Here is an 18,713-nt window from a genome sequence, read left to right on the forward strand (position 1 = left end):
GACCGCATGATGAAGGCTGGCGGTGAGGCGGCGCGGATCGACGCCCTGCGCCCGCTGCTCGCCCCGTTGGCCTTGAGTGTCACCCACATGGGCCCGGTGGGCGCCCAGCTGCTGCGCGCCCACGCCATCCGCGGCCATGCCGAACACGACCCGGCGACTCTGGTGGAGGCCTACCGCCCTCGACAATGAAACATTCACTCATCCGCTCGAATAATGGCTTTTCGGAAGCGCCAAAAAAGGTATAGTTTCTACTCATGACCAGCTTCGAGTATGACCCTCGAAAAAGCGAGGCGAATCGTGACAAGCACGGCATCGATTTTGTCGAGGCGCAGCTGCTCTGGCAGGACCCCGACCTGCTCGAGATACCGGCAAAGTCGACCGATGAGCCTCGTTACGTGGTCATCGGCAGGATTGGTGAGAAACACTGGTCCGGTATCATCACCTACCGCGGGGCTCGAATCCGTTTTATCTCCGTCAGGCGGGCCCGCAGCAGAGAGGTTGAGTTATATGAAAGCGACTGAACTCGACAGGTGCTTCGATGACGGTGACGACATCACCGAAGAGCTGGATCTGGACAACGCCAGACGCCCCCTCAGGAAACAGAAGCGCGTCAATGTCGACTTCCCTACCTGGATGATCGACTCTCTGGATCGCGAGGCAGCTCGGCTGGGGGTGACACGACAATCGATCATCAAGATCTGGCTGGCCGAGAGGCTCGAGCAGCATCAGCCGCATTGATCCACCACCATGGCGGCCTTCCTGCTCTCCGACGAGGCAGGCTTCATCACCGGCCAGAATCTGGTGGTGGACGGTGGCATGCTGCTCTATGCGGAGTAGTGCACCGCCAGCCAGGCAGTCGCCTGCTGAGGATCCGTCCACTTCACACGGTGCCGGCAGTGGGCCGGGATCGTGAGATGGTCGCCCGGGCCGAGCCTCACCGACTCGCCATTCTCGAAGGCCACCACTCCCTGGCCCTTGAGCACCAGCACCCACTCGTGGCGCGGCTGGTCGTACCAGCCGGTATCGGGCGAGGTATGGCCGCGCGACACGATGCCCTCGTCGATGGCGCGCTTGAGCGCGAAGGAGGGCCCGCCCACGTCGCGCACGCTGGTCACCCGCGCATCAGGGTGCGCTCCACCTCCCGGGCCGCCACCAGGTGCATATAGCCCACGTCAGCGGTCATCGCCGCCACCTGGGTGATAGCGGCCAGGGTGGTGTGCCAGTGGGCATCGATCAGCCCCGGCATCACCACACGGCCACCGCAATCGATCACCTCGGCCCCCTCGGGGTCGGCATCACCGGGCAGGATGGCCTCGATACGCCCCTCCACCACCCGCACCGCCAAGTTGTCGCGCAGCGGCGAACCGCTGCCGTCGAACAGCCTCAGGTGGGTCAGCAGCAGCGGTCCCTCGCGCTCCCGTGACTTCTTCCCCACCGCGAAGGGGGCATGAAGGCCGGCAAACAGCGCCATGAGGGCGGCCGTGCCACCCAGGAAGTGGCGGCGGCTGATCTCCGCCATCATCCGCTCATGGAAGCGCTGCAGCAGCGGGGAGCCGCAGCAACAGGCCCCATGGTCGTGATGAGTCGCAGGCGAAAGCGGTGGCAAGGGGCGAACGGCAGGCAGCATGAGGGATTCCTTGTCTGGGTGGCCGGTCGATGCCGCCTCCACTGGCGGGCATGGCGTGTCAGCGGGATGGGACCCCGCCAGGGGGGGGCGACTGGTCTTGAGCGGCATCAAGTCTTGCCACCCACTTCCTGAGATCTCATTAAATTAGTCCGAAATCCTGGCCGGCGCCATGGCCGACCCTTCCTTCGCCGGCCTCGTCCCTTCACGCTCCGGGTGCGCCGCCTGAAGAGGGCCTTTTCCAGTTCCACCAGGAAGAAGAGCACCACGCCGAAGGCCAGGATGCCGCCCCACTCCATCGCACCCAGGGGTGCGGTGCCGAACAGGAACTGAAGCGGTGGCATAAAAGGGAAGCGCGCCTTGGCGGACACGCCGAGTTGCCGAAAAACCCGTCCATCACGCATGCTGCCTCTCAGTCCACTTCGCCAGGAGACCCTCCATGCCCCACCCCACGCTCGGCTTCATCGGCCTCGGCCTGATGGGCGACCCCATGACCCGCCGCCTGCTCGACGCCGGCTTCGAGGTCACCGTCTGGAACCGCACCCCCGCCAAGGCAGAGACGTTGGGCAGCGCCGGAGCCAGGGTCGCCGGCTCCATTGGCGAGCTGGTGCAGAAAGTGGACGTGGTGATGCTCTGCCTGGCCAATACCGAGGTAGTGGAAGCCGTGGTGTTCGGCGAGGGCGGCGTGGCGGAGCATGGCCACCACGGCCAGACCCTGATCGACTTCTCGAGCAGCGACCCCGAGGCGACCCGTGACTTCGCCGTGAGGCTCGAGGAACGCTGCGGCATGGCCTGGGTCGACTGCCCGGTCTCCGGGGGCGTGGCCGGCGCCGAGGCGGGGAGCCTGGTGATGATGGCCGGCGGTGAGGCGGCGCGGATCGACGCCCTGCGCCCGCTGCTCGCCCCACTGGCCACGCGGGTGACCCATATGGGCCCGGTGGGTGCCGGCCAGGTCACCAAGGTGTGCAACCAGATGGTGGTGGGCTGTCAGGCCGCGGTGCTCGCCGAGATGGTGGCACTCGCCGAGGCCAGCGGCGTGGAAGCCGGCCGATTGACCGAGGCGCTGGCAGGCGGCTTCGCGGACTCCACCCCCTTCCGGATCCTCACCCCGCGCATGGCGGCGAGCGACTTCGCCGACCCGCCCTGGCACCTGCGTACCCTGCTCAAGGACCTGGACATGGCGGTGGCCCAGAGCCGCCGCAGCGCCAGCGCCACGCCCATGAGCGGCCTGGCCGCCCAGCTGCTGCGCGCCCACGCCACCCGCGGCCATGCCGAGCACGACCCGGCGACCCTGGTGGAGGCCTACCGCCCCGCCCGCAAGGGGAGCGGCGCATGAGCGAACCCCGCGTGATCTATCTCACCGGCGGCGCCCAGGGCATCGGCCTGGGCATCGCCGAGCACCTGCTCGGCCGCGGTTACCGCGTGGCGCTGACCGATATCGACGCCGAGGCGGTGGCCGAGTGCCGCGAGCGCCTCGCACATCCCGATCGCCTGCTTGCCATGGTCTCGGACGTGCGCGACGAGCGCCAGGTGGCCGAAAGCCTCGACAGGACGGTGGCCCTCTTCGGTCGGCTCGACGGTGTGATCCACAATGCCGGCCTGGCCGACCCCTTCCAGGGCCCGGTGGAGTCGCTGTCTCTCGACACCTGGCAGGCCTACCTCGACACCAACCTTACCGGGGCGATGCTCTGTGCCAAGCACGCCGCGCCCCACCTGCGCACAAGCCACGGCGCCATGGTGCTGATGGCCTCCACCCGGGCGCTACAGTCGGAACCCAACACCGAGGCGTATGCCGCCAGCAAGGGCGGGGTGGTGGCGCTCACCCACGCCCTGGCGGTCAGCCTGGGCCCCGAGATTCGCGTCAACGCCATCAGCCCGGGATGGATCGAGGTCGGCGACAAGCAGAAGGCGGCCAGGCGCACGCCCGTCGAGCATCGCGATATCGATCGCGACCAGCACCCGGTCGGGCGCGTGGGGCGCCCCGAGGATATCGCCGCCATGGCGGCCTTCCTGCTCTCCGACGAGGCGGGCTTCGTTACGGGCCAGAACCTGGTGGTGGATGGCGGCATGACCCGCAGGATGCTCTATGCGGAATAGTGCACCGCCAGCCAGACAGTCGCCTGCTGAGGATCCGTCCACTTCACACGGTGTCGGCAGTGGGCCGGGATCGTGAGATGGTCGCCAGGCGCCAGCTCGACCTCCTCCCCCGAGGCGAATGCGAGCACCGCCCGCCCCTGCAGCACCGTCACCCACTCGTGCTGCGGCTGGTCATACCAGCCCTCCTCCGGTGAGGTGTGGCCACGGGAGACGATGCGCTCGATGCGCACGTCCTTGCCGGCCGCCAGCTCATCGAACTGCTCCGATTCCAGGGTGCCTGGAGGCAATGCAAAGATATTGTGGCGCATGATGTCTGCTCTGGGGTGTGAGGTTGCCAGCCAACAAGTCTACAACTAGACTAAATACAAATAGTCTAACTGTAGACTTGTTAATGGACTACAAGACGGCACAGGTACGATTTGAGCACTGGCGTCAGCTGGGGAAATACATCTTCCTGGTTCAAGACCTGGCCAAGCTATTTCCTGAAGATAGCCCCAAAACACGCAAGGAGGGCCTCAACCGGCTGGTCAAGCAGGGCTTGCTGGTGCGCGCCTGCCGTGGAGTATACGTCTACCCACATGGCGACGGAGGCGATATCCATATCCTTGAACGCCTAGCCGCCGCCTTGCGCAGGGGCGAGTACAACTACCTCAGCCTAGAGTCTGCCTTGTCGGAGTACGGTGCCATCTCCCAGATTCCGCTTGACCGCTTGACTATCATGACGACCGGACGCAGCGGGACCTATCGAACCCCCTTCGGCACTATCGAGTTCACACATACCAAGCGCCCCGTGCGTGAACTGCTGATGCGCATGGTTGATGCTGGGCGACCTCTGCGCGTAGCCACTCGCGAGGCGGCCTGGTCCGACCTCAAGCGTGTAGGGCGCAATCGCCACCTGGTCGATATGGAGACCCTGCATGCGGATTGAGCCCGAGGATTTCGAAACACTGGTGGAAAGAGCCATGCGGGTCAGCGGGCTAAAGGCCATGCGCCCGGTGATCGAGAAGGAACTTCTGCATTACGACATGCTCTTCGCACTCGACCAGGAGGGCCTGCTCGAGGACCTCACTTTTCAGGGAGGCACCTCACTGCGACTCTGTCACGGCGCCTCACGATTCAGCGAGGACCTAGACTTCGTCGGTGGTCGCCTGTTCGCTTCCGCTCAGATGGCCGATATCAAGCGATGTCTCGAGCATTACGTCGCGAAACGCTACCAGTTGACGGTTAACGTCAAGCAACCTGCAGAACTTCGGCAGGAGCCAAACTATGCGGATGTGCGAGTCGATAAATGGCAGCTATCCGTAGTGACGGCTCCGGCACGCCGCGATGTTCCCCAGCAGCGCATCAAGCTGGAAATCGCCAATGTGCCGGCCTATACACGGGAGCCTCGCCCACTACGGCTAAACTATGACTTCCTTCCGGATGGTTACCGCGACACCCTGGTCATGATGGAAACCCTCGACGAGGTCATGGCCGACAAGCTGGTATCGCTAGTCAACAACCAGCGTTATATCCGCCACCGGGATATCTGGGATCTCGCCTGGCTAGCCCAACAGGGCGCCAAGGTCGAGGTCGACCTTGTCCGGAGAAAGCTCGAGGATTACCGAGTGGAACATTACCTCGAGAGGGCAAGACAACGACAGGCTCAGCTTGCCGACATCGTACAGAGCCGTCCATTTACTGAAGAGATGCTGCGCTTCCTGCCCCAGGACGTGCTAGACAGGACTCTCTCCAAGGCCAGGTTTTCAACCTACCTCGCCACCACTGTCGCGGAGCTGATCAACCGGGTAGTCCAGCAACTAGATAGCGGTCGGGTCTCCGAGGCTGCCCCGCCATTTCCCATGTAGGGCGATATTTGTCCCCGCCACTGCCCTTCCGTACACTCGTTCGAATCCCTTTGACCCGCTGACGACAAGCCGAGGCAAGATTCATGGCGTTTGATTCCACTTCCACCTATGTGGCCACCGAGGCCCTCAAGCAGGCGGTCAACGCCGCCGTGACCCTGGAGCGTCCGCTGCTGATCAAGGGCGAGCCGGGCACCGGCAAGACCCTGCTCGCCGAGGAGCTGGCGGCATCATTAGGCACCGAGCTGCACACCTGGCATATCAAGTCCTCCACCAAGGCGGCCCAGGGGCTCTACGAATATGATGCAGTAAGCCGCCTGCGCGACTCCCAACTCGGGGTCGAAGGGGTGGAGAACGTCGCCAACTACATCAAGCCCGGCAAGCTGTGGGACGCCTTCACCGCCGACGAGCGGGTGGTGCTGCTGATAGACGAGATCGACAAGGCGGACATCGAATTCCCCAACGACCTGCTCCAGGAGCTGGATCGCATGGAGTTCCATGTCTACGAGACCGGCGAGACCATCCGCGCGAAACACCGCCCGATCATCGTCATCACCTCCAACAACGAGAAGGAGCTCCCCGACGCCTTCCTGCGCCGCTGCTTCTTCCACTACATCGAGTTCCCCGACCGCGAGACCATGCAGGCGATCGTCGACGTGCACTTCCCCGAGATCGCCCCGAAGCTGGTCGGCGAGGCGCTGGAGGTGTTCTTCGAGCTGCGCCAGGCGCCGGGACTCAAGAAGAAACCCTCGACCTCGGAGCTGGTGGACTGGCTGAAGCTGTTGATGGCCGACGACCTGGCCCGGGAGGCGCTCTACCAGCGCGACCCCGCCAAGGCGATCCCGCCGCTGGCCGGGGCACTGGTCAAGAACGAGCAGGATACGCAGTTACTGGAGCGGCTGGCCTTCATGATGCGCCGCCAGGGCAACCAGAGGCGCTGACCCATGTTTATCGGCCTGTTCGAGACCCTCAAGCGCGCCGGGGTGCCGGTATCGCTGCGCGAGCTGCTCGACCTCCACGCGGTGGTGGAGCGCGGCGTGGTGTTCGCCGACATGGAGGCCTTCTACCGCATTGCCCGCACCGTGATGGTCAAGGATGAGCGCCACTTCGACCGCTTCGATCGCGCCTTTGCCGCCTGGTTCGAGGGCCTGGAGAACCTCGACGCCGCCATCGAGGCGCTGATCCCCGACGACTGGCTGCGCCGGGAGTTCGAGAAGCAGCTCTCAGCGGAGGAGCAGGCGCAGATCGAGTCCCTGGGCGGGCTCGAGAAACTGATCGAGACCTTCAAGCAGCGCCTCGAGGAGCAGAAAGAGCGCCACGCCGGCGGCAACAAGTGGATCGGTACCGGCGGCACCAGCCCCTTCGGCGCCTATGGCTACAACCCCGAAGGGATCCGCATCGGCCAGGACGGCTCCCGCCACCGCCGCGCGGTGAAGGTGTGGGACGAGCGCCGCTTCCGCGACTACGACGACTCCCTGGAGCTTGGCACCCGCAATATCAAGATGGCGCTACGCCGGCTGCGCAAGTTCGCACGCCAGGGGGCCGCGGAGGAATTCGATGTCGACGCCACCATCCGCGAGACGGCCCGGGACGCCGGCCTGCTCAACGTGCAGATGCGCCCCGAACGTCACAACGCGGTGAAGGTGCTGCTGCTCCTCGATGTGGGCGGCTCCATGGATGACCATATCCGCACCTGCGAGGAGCTCTTCTCGGCGGCGCGCTCCGAGTTCAAGCACCTGGAGGCCTACTACTTCCACAACTGCCCCTACGAGGGGCTATGGCGCAGCAATGCTCACGACCAGTCCCGCCGCCAGGCCGAGCGCATCCCCACCCTGGATGTGTTGCACACCTATGGCGACGACTACCAGGTAGTAATCGTCGGTGACGCTGCCATGTCACCGTACGAGATCACCCATCCCGGCGGCAGCGTGGAGCACTTCAACGACGAGGCCGGGGCCGTGTGGCTCAAGCGCCTGGCGGACAAGTTCCCGCGCCTGGCCTGGCTCAACCCCATGCCGCCGCACGCCTGGGACTACACCCACTCCACCCAGCTGATCCGCCAGCTGATCGATGACCGCATGTACCCCATGACCCTTGAGGGGCTGGAGAACGCCATGCGGGAGCTGGCCCGGTAGGACGATAGCCCCCGAGGGCTATCGGGACGCCGTATAGCCCCTCGGGGCTATTTCCTCAGGGCTACTACCTCGGGGCTATCGGGTGGCGGTATCGGCCGAGCCGGCCGCGGTTACGGCCTGCACCGGGCGCTCAGGCGCCCACGGCCTCGGCGTCCTGCTCCTGAAGGCTGCGCATATGGCCATCACGCTCCACGGCGATATGCCACGACAGCGCCTGCTCCAGGCAGTGCGGCGTGTGACCGCCACGCCGACAGGCCTCCTCGAAATAGCGACGCAGCGCCGGGCGATAGAGCGGGTCGGCACACTGCTCGATCACCCTCTCGGCGCGCTCCCGCGGCGCCAGGCCACGCAGGTCGGCCAGCCCATGCTCGGTCACCAGCACATCCACATCGTGCTCGGTATGGTCCACGTGGCTGACGAAGGGCACCACGCTTGAGAGATCGCCGTCCTTGGCCACCGACTTGGTGACGAACACCGAGAGCTGGGCGTTGCGGGCGAAGTCACCGGAACCACCGATGCCGTTCATCATCCTGGTGCCGCCCACATGGGTGGAGTTGACGTTGCCGTAGATATCCACCTCCAGCGCCGTGTTGACGGCGATGATGCCCAGACGGCGCACGATGCCCGGGTGGTTGGAGAGCTCCTGGGGGCGCAGGATCAGGCGATCGCGATAGGCGTCCAGGTTCGACCAGACCCGCTCGCCACACGCCTCGGAGAGGGTGATGGAGCAGCCGGAGGCGAAGTCGAGCTTGCCGGCATCCAGCAGGTCGAAGGTGGAATCCTGCAGCACCTCGGAGTACATGGTGAGGTGCTCGAAGGGACCCTCGGCCAGCCCGCTCATCACCGCGTTGGCCATGGTGCCGATGCCGGCCTGGAGCGGCAGCAGGGAGGGGGCAAGACGCCCCGCACTCACCTCAGCGGAGAAGAAGCGGATCAGGTGATCGGCGATATGTCGGGTATCGGCGTCCGGCGGCAGCACCGTGGAGGGACTGTCCTTGCCGCGGGTGACGACGATGGCGGCGATCTTCTCCGGATCGATCGGTATATAGGGCGTGCCGATGCGCGAGTCCGGCGCCACCACCGGAATCGGCGGGCGCGTGGGCCGCATCTGGGGGATATAGATATCGTGCAGCCCCTCCAGCTCGGCGGGCGAGTCGAGGTTGAGCTCGATGATCACCTTGTCGGCGAGGATCGCGTAGCTGGCCGAGTTGCCCACCGAGGTGGTGGGCACGATACCGCCCTCCTCGGTGATCGCGCAGGCTTCCACCACGGCCACGTCGAGCTCGGCCAGCTGGCGGTTGCGCAGCAGCTCCACCGTCTCGGAGAGATGCTGGTCGATAAACATCACCCGGCCGTCGTTGATGGCGCGGCGCAGGGTGGCGTCGACCTGGAACGGCATACGCCGCGACAGCACGTTGGCATCGGTGAGCAGCTTGTCCAGGTCGTTGCCCAGCGAGGCCCCGGTCATCAGGGTGATCGAGAACGGGTCCAGGGCGGCGCGCTCGGCCAGTGCCCGCGGTACTTCCTTGGCCTCTCCGGCCCGAGTGAAGCCGCTCATGCCCACGGTCATGCCATCTTCGATCAGGGCAGAGGCCTCTGCGGCGGAGCACAGCTTGTCCTGCCAGCCGGGCCAGCGGCAGCGCGCTTCGATGGAATTCCTGTCCAGCTTGTCCAAGGTCGTCTCCTTTCACGATCCGCGGCGAGGCCGCAGAATTGGATCACGGCATGATGATTTCATGCTTTCTTTTAGCTTGCTATACATAAGCGTGATCAAGTTGATCCGCATCAAGGCCCAGCGCAACGCCGGCCCACGGCGCGACGGCTTTTGCCGCGCCCCCGGCTTCGCCGTACAATGCCTCCAACATTGCCGCCCTTGCGGCCATCCCGTTTGACCACCGAGGACACGCCGGACCCATGCGCGCCACCCAGATGCTGATCGCCACCCTGAAGGAAACCCCCGCCGATGCGGAAGTCATCAGCCACCAGCTGATGCTGCGTTCAGGCATGATCCGCCGCCTCACCTCCGGCCTCTACACCTGGCTGCCTTTGGGGCTCAAGACCCTGCGCAAGGTCGAACGCATCGTGCGCGAGGAGATGGATCGGGCCGGCGCCCAGGAGGTGCTGATGCCGGCGGTCCAGCCCGCCGAACTGTGGCAGGAGTCCGGCCGCTGGGAGCAGTACGGCCCCGAGCTGCTGCGCCTCAAGGACCGCCACGATCGCGACTACTGCGTGGGCCCCACCCACGAGGAAGTGATCACCGACCTGGTCCGCAAGGAGATCTCCAGCTACAAGCAGCTGCCGGCCAACTTCTACCAGATCCAGACCAAGTTCCGTGACGAGATCCGCCCGCGCTTCGGAGTGATGCGCTCGCGCGAGTTCATCATGAAGGATGCCTACTCCTTCCACGTCGACGAGGACTCCCTCAAGGAGACCTACCAGGCGATGTACGACGCCTATACGCGGATCTTCACCCGCCTGGGACTGGACTTCCGCCCGGTGATCGCCGACAACGGCGCCATCGGCGGCACCGGCTCCCACGAGTTCCACGTGCTGGCCGACTCCGGCGAGGACGACATCGTCTTCTCTACCGGCTCCGACTACGCGGCCAATATGGAGAAGGCCGAGGCACTGCCGCCTCAGGGCGAGCGCGCCGCGCCGAGCGAAGAGCTGCGCCTGGTCGACACCCCCGATGCCAGGACCATCGCCGCCCTGGTGGAGCAGCACGGCCTGCCCATCGAGAAGACGATCAAGACCCTGATGGTCCACGCCGCCGAGGGCGGCCTGATCGCCCTGCTGGTGCGTGGCGACCACGAGCTCAACGAGGTCAAGGCCGAGAACCTCCCCGAGGTGGCGGCACCGCTGACCATGGCAAGCGAGGAGGAGATCCGCGCCGTGGTGGGTGCCGGCCCCGGCTCCCTGGGTCCGGTCAACCTCGACATGCCGGTGATCATCGATCGCTCGGTGGCGCTGATGGGCGACTTCGGCGCCGGCGCCAACATCGACGGCAAGCATTACTTCGGCATCAACTGGGAGCGCGATGTGGCGCTGCCCAAGGTGGCCGATATCCGCAACGTGGTCGAGGGCGACCCCTCGCCGGACGGCCAGGGCACGCTCTCCATCAAGCGCGGCATCGAGGTGGGCCACGTCTTCCAGCTGGGACGCAAGTACAGCGAGGCGATGAATGCCACCGTGCTGGGCGACGAAGGTCGTGCCATTCATCCCTGGATGGGCTGCTATGGTATCGGGGTGACCCGCGTGGTGGCGGCTGCCATCGAGCAGAACCACGACGACGCCGGCATCATCTGGCCAGACCCCATCGCGCCCTTCCATATCGCGCTGGTGCCGATGAATGCCCACAAGTCGCAGCGCGTGCGCGAGGAGTCGGAGAAACTCTACGCCGAGCTGACCGCCGCCGGTTTCGAGGTACTGCTGGACGACCGCGACCTGCGCCCCGGCGTGAAGTTTGCCGACCATGAGCTGATGGGCCTGCCGCACCGCCTGGTGGTCGGGGATCGCGGACTGGACAAGGGTGAACTGGAGTACAAGGGACGCCGTGACAGCGAAGCTACCATGGTGCCGGCCGGGGAGATCCTCGACTTCCTGCGCCACAAGATCCAGATCGGCTAGTTTCATCTTGGCCAGGATGCGCCGCTCACTTGCCGCCATGCTGGCAAGCAGCCTGCTGGCGGCGGGTGTAGCGGCCGATGACGGCGATTTCCTGGCATCCCTGGCGGCCGATAGTCGGCCGCTGCTGGTCCAGCCGCTGCCGGATACCCCACATACGCTGCGCACCACCCTCGACGAGACCCTCTCCATCTCCCGTGACCCGGCCGAGGTGTGGGCCGCACGCCAGTGGTTTACCGCCATGGAGCCGGCGCTGTCGCGCCATGTGAAGGATCCAATGCTGCGCAGCGAGCTGCTGCGTCGTGTCTATCACGAGGCGACGCTGGCGGGGCTGCCTCCCGAGCTGGTACTGGCCCTGATCCAGGTGGAGAGTGCCTTCCAGGTCGAGGCGGTTTCTTCGGCCGGGGCGGTGGGGCTGATGCAGATCATGCCGTTCTGGATCCGGGAACTGGGCCTACCCGCCGACGACCTCAAGGATCCGTGGCGAAACCTGCGCTATGGCTGCACGATACTCGCCCACTACCTGGCAGTGGAGCGCGGCGACTTCACCCGGGCCCTGGCCCGCTACAACGGCAGCCTGGGCAAGACCTGGTACCCGGAACGCGTGATGCGAGCCTGGCAGCGCCACTGGCGCCCCGCCGAGGAGCGCGTCACGGTGCAGAGATAGGTGCTGCCTGCTACTCGACGGCAGCCACCAGGCCGGCATCGGCAAGCCCCGCCAGCAACCAGCCGACATCTTCGCTGACCGCCTCGAGCGGCTCACCGAAGTGTTCGGCCAACAGCTCCCCCAGCTCCTCCCCGCTGAGCGGCTCCTGACACAGCAGTCTCCAGACCGCCTCGCCGGTGGCGTTCAAGCGATGAATGGCACCGCTGGCAGGTTGGATCAGGAACAGCTCACGACCTAGCGGGTAGCTTCTCGCCTCACGAGTCGCCAGCCAGTGCCGCCCTGCGGGGGCCGGGCCGCTAGACGGCGAGGCCTCACGCCTGGCCACCACGAACCTGTCGCTCTCTCCCTGGCCAGCCTCACTCTCGTCACCCTCGAGCACGGCGCCCAGGTGGCGGGCCGCTGCCAGCGGCTCGGCATAGCGCAGCAGCAGGCAGGGAACGCGCTGCATCAGCGGCAGCAGGTGTGTCATGAGCGATTCGGGAGCGGCATGCCGGGCAAAGTTCTGGGAGAGCAGCTGCAACAGCCCCTCTCCCGGCTGGAGCCGGACGACCTCGGGAATGCTCGCCTGGTCATCTCGCTCCAGCAGCACCAGTGCCCCCACCGGACCCGATTCCCCATGGCGAGCCAGGGCATTCCCGGCCGGCACCACGAAGCGGTAGCGGGCATCCTCGGGACCGGCATGGGCCTCGGCATAGTCGATCAGCTCCGGAGCCAACGTCTCGGGCATCGGCAGGCGCAGCCGAGGCGCGATGCCCAGGCCCACCCCCTTGCCTTCCCGAGTCAGGCCCAGCACATCATCGCCAAAGAGCCGGTAACCGGCCGCGGCAAAGGCCACCGCCAGGGTGCTCTTGCCGGCGCGATGGCTCTCGGGAAACAGCACCAGGCGGCCACCCACCTCCACGCTGGCGCAGTGCAGGCCCAGCAGCGAACCATCCCGATCGAGAAAATCGCCACCCAGATCCGCGATCAGGCTGCACACTGCCGAGGCCGGCGTCGGCAGTTCGAGACCTCGGGGAAGCTGGGGCGAGCGCTGCAGATAGCCTCCGCGACTGCGCCGCAGGCGGATGGCCGGTGCCAGGCCCCGGGCACGCGCGACGGAGAATGGCCAACCCGGCAACGCCTGGCTGAGGGCCGCGACGACCTCGGGCGCCTCCTGCACGCGCAGGATGCGACCGAGGCCGGGCAGGGAAATATCTTGGGCGTCGGCCATTACCAGCGGCGATCGGGGCGACCGAAGACGATATCCTCGACGATGGTCACCGGGTCTTCACGATAGTCGCGCAGCCGGCGACGGTCGTGCTCGTATTCACGCCGCGAGTAGTAGCGGTCGTCCCGGCGATAGCGGTCATCGCCGCGGCGATAGTGGCGCTCCTGACGGGCCCGCTCGTGCCGCCGATAGGCGCCGTCGTAGCGACTGGGCCGAGAGCGGCTGGGGCGCGACCAGCTGGGCCGGGAGCGACTGGGACGCGAACGGCGGCGCCCATCCCAGGCCTGGGCCTGGCCGACGCTGAACAGCGTGGGGGCAACATAGGCACCGGCCAGGCCCACGCCGAGGGTGGCGAGGAGCCGGCGCCGACGCCGACGATGGGTCTCGGCGGCCTCGATTTCATGATCGTGGTGTGACATGGGAACCTCCTGCGGCTCGGCGAGCAGTGTCTTGCTCGAACACTGTTCATCCTAGCCACTGAGGCCGCGAGATGCCGCCGCCGGAGAAGCGTTGTCGATTTGTTCCACGGGCGTTGCCGAACCGCGACACCGGCTGATCACACACACGAAAAAAAGGCCGACCCGTGAAGGTCGGCCCACTGGGGGGAAAGATTCCCCCCTCCCCTGACGACTCGTGCTGCAGCTGGCTTCAGTGCTTCTTGCGGTGGTCCCGCACGATGAAGGCAATCCAGCCACCCATGAAAGCGATCATCATCGCGACGGTGACCAGCCCGAAGATTACGGCGTCATCCAGATACATGGTGGTGTCCTCCCCGACTCGATGTGTTGAGTGCACTGTAGACCGGGAAGGCAAGGGGAAACCTGACCTGAATCAAGTTACGCCCCGGGGGCTGACGAGAGAGGGAGCGTAATTGATTCAGGTCAGTTTTCAGGGCAGCTTCTTGTCCTCGACCTGGGTGTGATCGGTGTCGGGGGGCAGGGGGTGGCCCTTGGCCAGCTCGGCGCGAGTGGCATCACGCACCGACAGCACCTGGAGCGCATAGCGCAGTGTGTGGCCGGCCAGGGGGTGGTTGGTGTCGATCAGTACGCTGTCATCGCGCACCTCGATGACGGTGACGATCTCGGGACCATCATCCCCGGGCGTCTGGAAGCGCATGCCCGGCGCGAGCTCGGGAACCGGGAAGGCGTCACGCCCCACCTCACGCTGCAGCGCCTCGTCGCGCAGGCCGTAGGCCTCGGCCGGCATCAGTGTCACCGTCAGCTCGGCCCCGGTGTCCTGGCCATCCAGGGCTCGCTCCAGGCCGGCGACGATATTGTGGTGGCCATGCAGGTACTCGAGGGGCTGCTGGCGAGCACGGGAGTCATCGAGGACCTGGCCGTCGGCGTCACTGAGGACATAGTGCAGGGTGACGACGCGCTGAGGGGCAATGGTCATGCGGATCTCCTGAATGGGGGTATCACGGGTGGAAGCCGGCGGCGGTGACCGACTCAGTTGCGGCGCAGATTGGCCACCGGCATCTCCAGGCGCTGCTGGCGATGCAGCAGGTTGAGCAGCACGATGGCGCGCTCCTCACCCTTGTGGCTCTCGAACACTGCCTGCAGCTCCTTGAAGGGGCCGTCGGTGATCTGCACCGCCTCGCCGGCATGGAAGTAGAGGTTGGCATCCTGGTCGCGCTCGCTGCCCTTCTCGCGCAGCGTCTCTACCAGGGCATCATCCACGGCGATGGGCGTCTCGCCGAAGCTGACCAGCTTCAGCACGCCTCGGGTGGAGCGGATGGGACGCCAGTTGCTCACCAGCCGGTCGAGGCGGATGAACAGATAATAGGGAAACAGCGGCTCGACCACCCAGGTCAGCTTGCCGCGGCGCTTCTTCTGCACCTCGAGCACCGGATGAAAGACCTCGAAGCCCTGATTGACCAGGTTCTCGGTGGCGCGGAAGGATTCGCCGCCCTTGCACTGGATCGCATACCAGCGAGGTACCGCTGCTTCACCTTCGTCGCGGATCACATCGCTCTCGTTCATGTCTCTCCCTTCACGCTGCACGCTGGTATCGCTGCCGGGGCTCTGCAACAATCGGCTGCTGCCCTGCGCGACCCGTCTCGCGGGCCGGGAGCCCGGCGAAAGAGGCAAGGATTCTAACACCGTTGCAAGGAGAGCCCCATGCCGACGCCTACCGTCCAGAGAAGCTGGCTAGCCTCCCTGGCGATCTACCTGCGCGCCCCCGTCATCACCATGCTGTTCCTGGGTTTCTCCGCCGGCCTGCCCTTCCTGCTGGTGTTCTCCACACTCTCGGCCTGGCTGCGCAGCGACGGCGTCGAGGTAGCGGCGATCGGCTTCTTCGCCTGGATCGGCATGCTCTACTCGATCAAGTTCTTCTGGGCCCCGGTGGTGGACCGCCTGCCACTGCCACTGCTGACCCGTCACCTCGGCCAGCGCCGCGGCTGGATGCTGCTGGCCCAGGCGCTGATCGTCGCCGGCCTGGTGGGACTCGCCGGGGTCGACCCGGAGGGTCACCTGCCGCTGGTGGCCGCCTTCGCCCTGCTGGTCGCCTTCGGCAGCGCCACCCAGGACATCGCCATCGACGCCTTTCGCATCGAGTCGGCGCCGGAGGACATCCAGGCGGCCATGGCCTCGACCTATATCATCGGCTACCGCGGCGGCCTGCTGGCGGCCGGTGCCGGGGCGCTCTACGTCGCCTCCTGGCTCTCCTGGGAGGCCGCCTACCTGACCATGGCCGCGCTGGTCGGCATCGGCGTGGTGACGGTTCTGGTGCGCCCCGAGCCGGAACGCCTTTCCCTGACCAGCCAGCTGATCCATGAGCCGCGGGTTCGTGCCTTCCTGCGGGCCAGCCGCGGCAAGCCCAGGACGCTGCGGCGCCTGGGCGCCTGGGGGATCGGTGCCATCGTCTGCCCCTTCACCGACTTCTTCACCCGCTATCGGCGTAAGGCCCTGTGGCTGCTGATCTTCGTGGCGGTATTCCGGATCAGCGACCTGGCCATGGCCTCCATGGCCAACCCGCTGTATATCGACCTGGGGTTCACGCTGACCGAGATCGCCAACGTCACCAACGCCTTCGGGATTGCCATGAGCATCGCCGGAGGCATGCTGGGTGGGCTGCTGGTGGCGCGCTATGGCATCGGCCCCATTCTCGTGCTGGGCGCCACCGCGGCGGCGCTGACCAACCTGCTGTTCACCGCCCTGGCGCTCACCGGCCAGAGCCTGCCGCTGCTGGTGATGGCCATCATCGGCGACAACCTGGCCAACGGCCTGGCCAGTGCGGTGTTTATCGCCTTTCTCTCCAGCCTGACATCGCGGGCCTACACCGCGACACAGTACGCGCTGTTCTCGTCGCTGATGACCCTGCCCGGCAAGTTCCTGAGCGGCTTCGGTGGGCTGGTGGTCGAGGTCGAGGGCTACGCCACCTTCTTCATGATCTCCGCCGTCATGGGGATTCCGGCGGTGCTGCTGGCGCTATGGATCAGCCGCGACCGGGAACTGGTGCCGGCGCCGGTGCCGACCTCACAGTAACCCCCGTGGGAGCCCGATTTATCGGCGATGCGCCTCGCCATCCAGCCACCCCTGCAGCCAGGCGAGCGCCCCCGGGGTCGCCCGCCACTGGTCGCGCATCAGGGTGCGGTACTGCCAGGCCTCGGCGCGGCTGCCGGGCTCGGCGGGGTCATCATCGCTTCCCGACAGCGGCCGTGGAGTGTCGGCGCACAGCAGTTTCAGTGCATGGGCGTTGTGTGCCTGGGTCTCGGCCAGTGCCTGGACGGCCTCCTCGGGCCGGTCGAGGCGATAGAGTGCCAGGGCCCGCCCCATCAGCACGCCCAGTGCCGGCCCCTCGGCCTCGGCTTCGGGCGGCTGCTCGCTGAGCGCCAGGGCATCGCTGTCGCGGCCATCCCGCAGCAGCTGGTCGAGTACCAACTCACGCAGGCCCAGGCTGTCATGGTTGTCCAGGACCAGCAGGCGTTCGGCCAGTTGGCGGGAACGTTCGCGGGCACCTCGCTCCATGCCCACTACGAGCGCCAGCCCCGTACGCAACAGCAGGGCGTTGTCGGCATCCTCCCAGGCCAGGGTACCGGGCCCCTCGGCCGCCACCTGTTCGAGCCAGCGCTCCAGCCGGCTGGCCAGCGGCACAAACAGGCTGGGAGCCATCCATGGCAGGCTGCCGAAGCGCGTGGTCAACGCCAACGCCAGCTCCTGAACCACCGCCGGGGCATCCAGCCATTCGGGGTGGCTGCATAGCTCGGGGAGCCACTCCGCAGCGCTCGGCCAGGGGTCATCCTCGAGCCCCAGTGGCGAGTCGGAGACGGCAGACACGGGAAACACCTGGCGCCAGGCGGCATGCAGGGTGTCTTCGCGGGCCGTGGTGTGATATTCGAGCCGGCCTTCCGCTGTGCATGACACGGCCAGGCGCGGCGCGATGGGCAGCTCCTCGAGGAGCGCCTGCAGGGAGGCCAGCGGCTCGGCCAGATCCTCCTCGGCGTTGAGCAGCTGTTCGGCCAGGGTGGCGCCGGGATTCTCGGCCAGATCGGCGAGGAACTGCAGCTGATCGGGATCCAGGTCGCCCTGGCGAGCCAGGCGCCGGAACCAGAAGCGGGCCCGTTCGGCGGCCTCCTCTTCATGCCCCTCGTGGAGCAGCAGCATGGCCTCGATATAGGCCAGAGTGGGCGAGTCGGGCAGGGCCTGCTGGGCGCGCACAAAGGCGGCGCGAGCGCTGTCCAGGTCGTCGTTGTCGAGGTGCATCAGGCACAGCCGCTCCAGGGCCACGCCGCGCAGGAACAGCGGACCGTGCTCGAGCACGGCATCGAGCAGGCTCTCGCGCTTGCGATGGAAGCCGCGCTCCTGATAGAGGTCGATGAGGATCTCGAAGGCGGGTTCGGCCTGCTCCGGCAGCCGCGACCAGTCGCCACGCTCGAACAGCGACTCCAGGATCTGCTGGGCGCGGCCGCGCTGGCCGGTCTCGGCGGCGATCAGGCCCGCCTCGAGCAGCGCCTGGGCCGGGGCCCGGCCACTGGCCAGCGCCGCCTTGAGGGTGTCGCCCTTCCAGTCGCGCAGCGAGAGCATCCACATCAGGTGATCGGGCACCGAGCCGGGCAGTGTCACGGCGCCACAGCAGTGCTTGGTCTTGCGGCCGGAGTCGCACCAGCAGGGTTCGTTACGCCCCGGGCGCGCCAGTGGCTCGCAGCGGAAATCCAGACGCGCCAGCGGCGCCTGGGACCACAGTTCCGGGGCCAGCGCCTGGGCCAGCGGCAGATTGCCGCCCACCAGCGCGGGTCCCTCTTCCCGAGCCCAGGCCATCAGCGTCGGATAGCGCTCGTCCTGGCGAATCGCCTTGAGCGCTCCCGAGGCAAATCCCAGCAGCTGTTCGACCCATACCGCCAGCATTGCACACTCCACCGTCCGGAAAACGGCACAGTCTACCAGTCCGCACGGGGGCTTGGCAGCTGCCAGCACCTGCCCTGACACCCGCTCAAGGCTTTTCCGGCGACAGGCCTTCGAGGGGGCGCTGTGAACCCGTCCCTGGGCGCTACCGATGCCATCCCTGGCATAGG

24 protein-coding genes are annotated in these 18,713 nt (G+C 66.5%); 13 read left to right on the forward strand and 11 right to left on the reverse strand.

Features of this window, described 5'->3' with window-relative positions:
- Positions 1-9: 9 nt before the first annotated feature.
- The 4 genes from LWH48_RS00220 (at position 10) to LWH48_RS00235 (ending at position 837) form a co-directional block, all read left to right on the forward strand.
- Entirely contained in the window at positions 10-189 is a 180-nt protein-coding gene (locus LWH48_RS00220; protein WP_232910812.1) for a hypothetical protein, read from the forward strand.
- Positions 190-254: 65 nt separating this feature from the next.
- Entirely contained in the window at positions 255-521 is a 267-nt protein-coding gene (locus tag LWH48_RS00225) for a BrnT family toxin (protein ID WP_161430466.1), read from the forward strand.
- Positions 508-738, forward strand: coding sequence for a type II toxin-antitoxin system BrnA family antitoxin (gene brnA / locus LWH48_RS00230; RefSeq protein WP_161430464.1), 231 nt, complete (start codon positions 508-510; stop codon positions 736-738). The genes LWH48_RS00225 and brnA overlap by 14 nt, the downstream gene beginning before the upstream one ends.
- A 9-nt stretch (positions 739-747) precedes the next feature.
- Complete coding sequence (locus LWH48_RS00235; RefSeq protein WP_232910813.1) at positions 748-837, forward strand: SDR family oxidoreductase; 90 nt, start codon at positions 748-750, stop codon at positions 835-837.
- On the opposite strand, the gene LWH48_RS18330 is transcribed toward LWH48_RS00235, so the two are convergent.
- The 3 genes from LWH48_RS18330 to LWH48_RS00250 form a co-directional block, all read right to left on the reverse strand.
- Positions 825-1,106 (reverse strand): cupin domain-containing protein, encoded by a 282-nt coding sequence (locus LWH48_RS18330; RefSeq protein WP_232910814.1) that lies wholly within the window; start codon positions 1,104-1,106, stop codon positions 825-827. The genes LWH48_RS00235 and LWH48_RS18330 overlap by 13 nt on opposite strands.
- Before the next feature lie 5 nt (positions 1,107-1,111).
- Positions 1,112-1,627 carry an amidohydrolase family protein gene (locus LWH48_RS00245; RefSeq protein WP_232910815.1) on the reverse strand — a complete coding sequence of 172 codons (516 nt, stop codon included), beginning with the start codon at positions 1,625-1,627 and terminating at the stop codon, positions 1,112-1,114.
- A 107-nt stretch (positions 1,628-1,734) separates the two neighbouring features.
- Positions 1,735-2,028, reverse strand: a complete 294-nt coding sequence (locus LWH48_RS00250) for a cation transporting ATPase C-terminal domain-containing protein (RefSeq protein ID WP_232910816.1) — start codon at positions 2,026-2,028, stop codon at positions 1,735-1,737.
- Between the two features lie 35 nt (positions 2,029-2,063).
- On the opposite strand from LWH48_RS00250, the gene LWH48_RS00255 reads away from it, so the two are divergent.
- Entirely contained in the window at positions 2,064-2,960 is an 897-nt protein-coding gene (locus tag LWH48_RS00255) for an NAD(P)-dependent oxidoreductase (protein WP_161430456.1), read from the forward strand.
- Entirely contained in the window at positions 2,957-3,721 is a 765-nt protein-coding gene (locus tag LWH48_RS00260; RefSeq protein WP_232910817.1) for an SDR family oxidoreductase, read from the forward strand. The genes LWH48_RS00255 and LWH48_RS00260 overlap by 4 nt, the downstream gene beginning before the upstream one ends.
- Here LWH48_RS00260 and LWH48_RS00265 read toward each other — a convergent pair.
- Positions 3,709-4,029: a cupin domain-containing protein gene (locus LWH48_RS00265; RefSeq protein ID WP_232910818.1), complete on the reverse strand. Its 321-nt coding sequence runs from the start codon at positions 4,027-4,029 to the stop codon at positions 3,709-3,711. The genes LWH48_RS00260 and LWH48_RS00265 overlap by 13 nt on opposite strands.
- An 83-nt stretch (positions 4,030-4,112) precedes the next feature.
- Here LWH48_RS00265 and abiEi point away from each other — a divergent pair, with 83 nt between their 5' ends.
- The 4 genes from abiEi to LWH48_RS00285 all read left to right on the forward strand — a co-directional run bounded on the left by abiEi (position 4,113) and on the right by LWH48_RS00285 (position 7,700).
- Complete coding sequence (gene abiEi / locus LWH48_RS00270; RefSeq protein ID WP_232910819.1) at positions 4,113-4,649, forward strand: type IV toxin-antitoxin system AbiEi family antitoxin; 537 nt, start codon at positions 4,113-4,115, stop codon at positions 4,647-4,649.
- Complete coding sequence (locus LWH48_RS00275; protein WP_232910820.1) at positions 4,639-5,568, forward strand: nucleotidyl transferase AbiEii/AbiGii toxin family protein; 930 nt, start codon at positions 4,639-4,641, stop codon at positions 5,566-5,568. The genes abiEi and LWH48_RS00275 overlap by 11 nt, the downstream gene beginning before the upstream one ends.
- 83 nt (positions 5,569-5,651) lie before the next feature.
- Positions 5,652-6,506, forward strand: a complete 855-nt coding sequence (locus tag LWH48_RS00280; RefSeq protein WP_213313138.1) for an AAA family ATPase — start codon at positions 5,652-5,654, stop codon at positions 6,504-6,506.
- 3 nt (positions 6,507-6,509) lie between these two features.
- Positions 6,510-7,700, forward strand: coding sequence for a vWA domain-containing protein (locus LWH48_RS00285; protein ID WP_232910821.1), 1,191 nt, complete (start codon positions 6,510-6,512; stop codon positions 7,698-7,700).
- 130 nt (positions 7,701-7,830) lie between these two features.
- On the opposite strand, the gene LWH48_RS00290 is transcribed toward LWH48_RS00285, so the two are convergent.
- Positions 7,831-9,375 carry an acetyl-CoA hydrolase/transferase family protein gene (locus LWH48_RS00290; RefSeq protein WP_232910822.1) on the reverse strand — a complete coding sequence of 515 codons (1,545 nt, stop codon included), beginning with the start codon at positions 9,373-9,375 and terminating at the stop codon, positions 7,831-7,833.
- Between the two features lie 239 nt (positions 9,376-9,614).
- Between LWH48_RS00290 and LWH48_RS00295 the strand changes: the two genes are divergently transcribed.
- Positions 9,615-11,327, forward strand: a complete 1,713-nt coding sequence (locus LWH48_RS00295) for a proline--tRNA ligase (protein ID WP_232910823.1) — start codon at positions 9,615-9,617, stop codon at positions 11,325-11,327.
- A gap of 16 nt (positions 11,328-11,343) precedes the next feature.
- Complete coding sequence (locus LWH48_RS00300; protein ID WP_420841781.1) at positions 11,344-11,991, forward strand: lytic transglycosylase domain-containing protein; 648 nt, start codon at positions 11,344-11,346, stop codon at positions 11,989-11,991.
- 10 nt (positions 11,992-12,001) lie between these two features.
- Here LWH48_RS00300 and LWH48_RS00305 read toward each other — a convergent pair whose 3' ends face one another.
- The 5 genes from LWH48_RS00305 to rfaH all read right to left on the reverse strand — a co-directional run bounded on the left by LWH48_RS00305 (position 12,002) and on the right by rfaH (position 15,180).
- Positions 12,002-13,201, reverse strand: a complete 1,200-nt coding sequence (locus tag LWH48_RS00305) for a PqqD family peptide modification chaperone (protein WP_232910825.1) — start codon at positions 13,199-13,201, stop codon at positions 12,002-12,004.
- Positions 13,201-13,617: a hypothetical protein gene (locus tag LWH48_RS00310; protein WP_232910826.1), complete on the reverse strand. Its 417-nt coding sequence runs from the start codon at positions 13,615-13,617 to the stop codon at positions 13,201-13,203. The genes LWH48_RS00305 and LWH48_RS00310 overlap by 1 nt, the downstream gene beginning before the upstream one ends.
- A gap of 229 nt (positions 13,618-13,846) precedes the next feature.
- Positions 13,847-13,957 carry a cytochrome c oxidase subunit CcoM gene (gene ccoM, locus LWH48_RS18335; RefSeq protein WP_276608735.1) on the reverse strand — a complete coding sequence of 37 codons (111 nt, stop codon included), beginning with the start codon at positions 13,955-13,957 and terminating at the stop codon, positions 13,847-13,849.
- A 129-nt stretch (positions 13,958-14,086) separates the two neighbouring features.
- Positions 14,087-14,593, reverse strand: coding sequence for an FKBP-type peptidyl-prolyl cis-trans isomerase (locus LWH48_RS00315; RefSeq protein ID WP_232910827.1), 507 nt, complete (start codon positions 14,591-14,593; stop codon positions 14,087-14,089).
- 53 nt (positions 14,594-14,646) lie between these two features.
- Positions 14,647-15,180, reverse strand: a complete 534-nt coding sequence (gene rfaH / locus LWH48_RS00320; RefSeq protein ID WP_161430430.1) for a transcription/translation regulatory transformer protein RfaH — start codon at positions 15,178-15,180, stop codon at positions 14,647-14,649.
- A 138-nt stretch (positions 15,181-15,318) separates the two neighbouring features.
- Here rfaH and LWH48_RS00325 point away from each other — a divergent pair, with 138 nt between their 5' ends.
- Complete coding sequence (locus tag LWH48_RS00325) at positions 15,319-16,686, forward strand: AmpG family muropeptide MFS transporter (RefSeq protein ID WP_232910828.1); 1,368 nt, start codon at positions 15,319-15,321, stop codon at positions 16,684-16,686.
- Positions 16,687-16,704: 18 nt separating this feature from the next.
- Here LWH48_RS00325 and LWH48_RS00330 read toward each other — a convergent pair whose 3' ends face one another.
- Entirely contained in the window at positions 16,705-18,546 is a 1,842-nt protein-coding gene (locus tag LWH48_RS00330) for an SEC-C metal-binding domain-containing protein (protein ID WP_232910829.1), read from the reverse strand.
- Between the last annotated feature and the right edge of the window lie 167 nt (positions 18,547-18,713).

Source organism: Halomonas sp. G15 (genome assembly GCF_021282295.1).
In the GTDB taxonomy this organism is placed as follows: domain Bacteria; phylum Pseudomonadota; class Gammaproteobacteria; order Pseudomonadales; family Halomonadaceae; genus Halomonas; species Halomonas alimentaria.

Coding starts and splice junctions, on each gene's coding strand:
- LWH48_RS00220 (WP_232910812.1), top strand. CDS start 10: ATGAAGGCTGGCGGTGAGGCGGCGCGGATCGACGCCCTGCGCCCGCTG.
- LWH48_RS00225 (WP_161430466.1), top strand. CDS start 255: ATGACCAGCTTCGAGTATGACCCTCGAAAAAGCGAGGCGAATCGTGAC.
- brnA (WP_161430464.1), top strand. CDS start 508: ATGAAAGCGACTGAACTCGACAGGTGCTTCGATGACGGTGACGACATC.
- LWH48_RS00235 (WP_232910813.1), top strand. CDS start 748: ATGGCGGCCTTCCTGCTCTCCGACGAGGCAGGCTTCATCACCGGCCAG.
- LWH48_RS00245 (WP_232910815.1), bottom strand. CDS start 1,627: ATGCTGCCTGCCGTTCGCCCCTTGCCACCGCTTTCGCCTGCGACTCAT.
- LWH48_RS00250 (WP_232910816.1), bottom strand. CDS start 2,028: ATGCGTGATGGACGGGTTTTTCGGCAACTCGGCGTGTCCGCCAAGGCG.
- LWH48_RS00255 (WP_161430456.1), top strand. CDS start 2,064: ATGCCCCACCCCACGCTCGGCTTCATCGGCCTCGGCCTGATGGGCGAC.
- LWH48_RS00260 (WP_232910817.1), top strand. CDS start 2,957: ATGAGCGAACCCCGCGTGATCTATCTCACCGGCGGCGCCCAGGGCATC.
- LWH48_RS00265 (WP_232910818.1), bottom strand. CDS start 4,029: ATGCGCCACAATATCTTTGCATTGCCTCCAGGCACCCTGGAATCGGAG.
- abiEi (WP_232910819.1), top strand. CDS start 4,113: ATGGACTACAAGACGGCACAGGTACGATTTGAGCACTGGCGTCAGCTG.
- LWH48_RS00275 (WP_232910820.1), top strand. CDS start 4,639: ATGCGGATTGAGCCCGAGGATTTCGAAACACTGGTGGAAAGAGCCATG.
- LWH48_RS00280 (WP_213313138.1), top strand. CDS start 5,652: ATGGCGTTTGATTCCACTTCCACCTATGTGGCCACCGAGGCCCTCAAG.
- LWH48_RS00285 (WP_232910821.1), top strand. CDS start 6,510: ATGTTTATCGGCCTGTTCGAGACCCTCAAGCGCGCCGGGGTGCCGGTA.
- LWH48_RS00295 (WP_232910823.1), top strand. CDS start 9,615: ATGCGCGCCACCCAGATGCTGATCGCCACCCTGAAGGAAACCCCCGCC.
- LWH48_RS00300 (WP_420841781.1), top strand. CDS start 11,344: ATGCGCCGCTCACTTGCCGCCATGCTGGCAAGCAGCCTGCTGGCGGCG.
- LWH48_RS00305 (WP_232910825.1), bottom strand. CDS start 13,201: ATGGCCGACGCCCAAGATATTTCCCTGCCCGGCCTCGGTCGCATCCTG.
- LWH48_RS00310 (WP_232910826.1), bottom strand. CDS start 13,617: ATGTCACACCACGATCATGAAATCGAGGCCGCCGAGACCCATCGTCGG.
- ccoM (WP_276608735.1), bottom strand. CDS start 13,957: ATGTATCTGGATGACGCCGTAATCTTCGGGCTGGTCACCGTCGCGATG.
- LWH48_RS00315 (WP_232910827.1), bottom strand. CDS start 14,593: ATGACCATTGCCCCTCAGCGCGTCGTCACCCTGCACTATGTCCTCAGT.
- rfaH (WP_161430430.1), bottom strand. CDS start 15,180: ATGAACGAGAGCGATGTGATCCGCGACGAAGGTGAAGCAGCGGTACCT.
- LWH48_RS00325 (WP_232910828.1), top strand. CDS start 15,319: ATGCCGACGCCTACCGTCCAGAGAAGCTGGCTAGCCTCCCTGGCGATC.
- LWH48_RS00330 (WP_232910829.1), bottom strand. CDS start 18,546: ATGCTGGCGGTATGGGTCGAACAGCTGCTGGGATTTGCCTCGGGAGCG.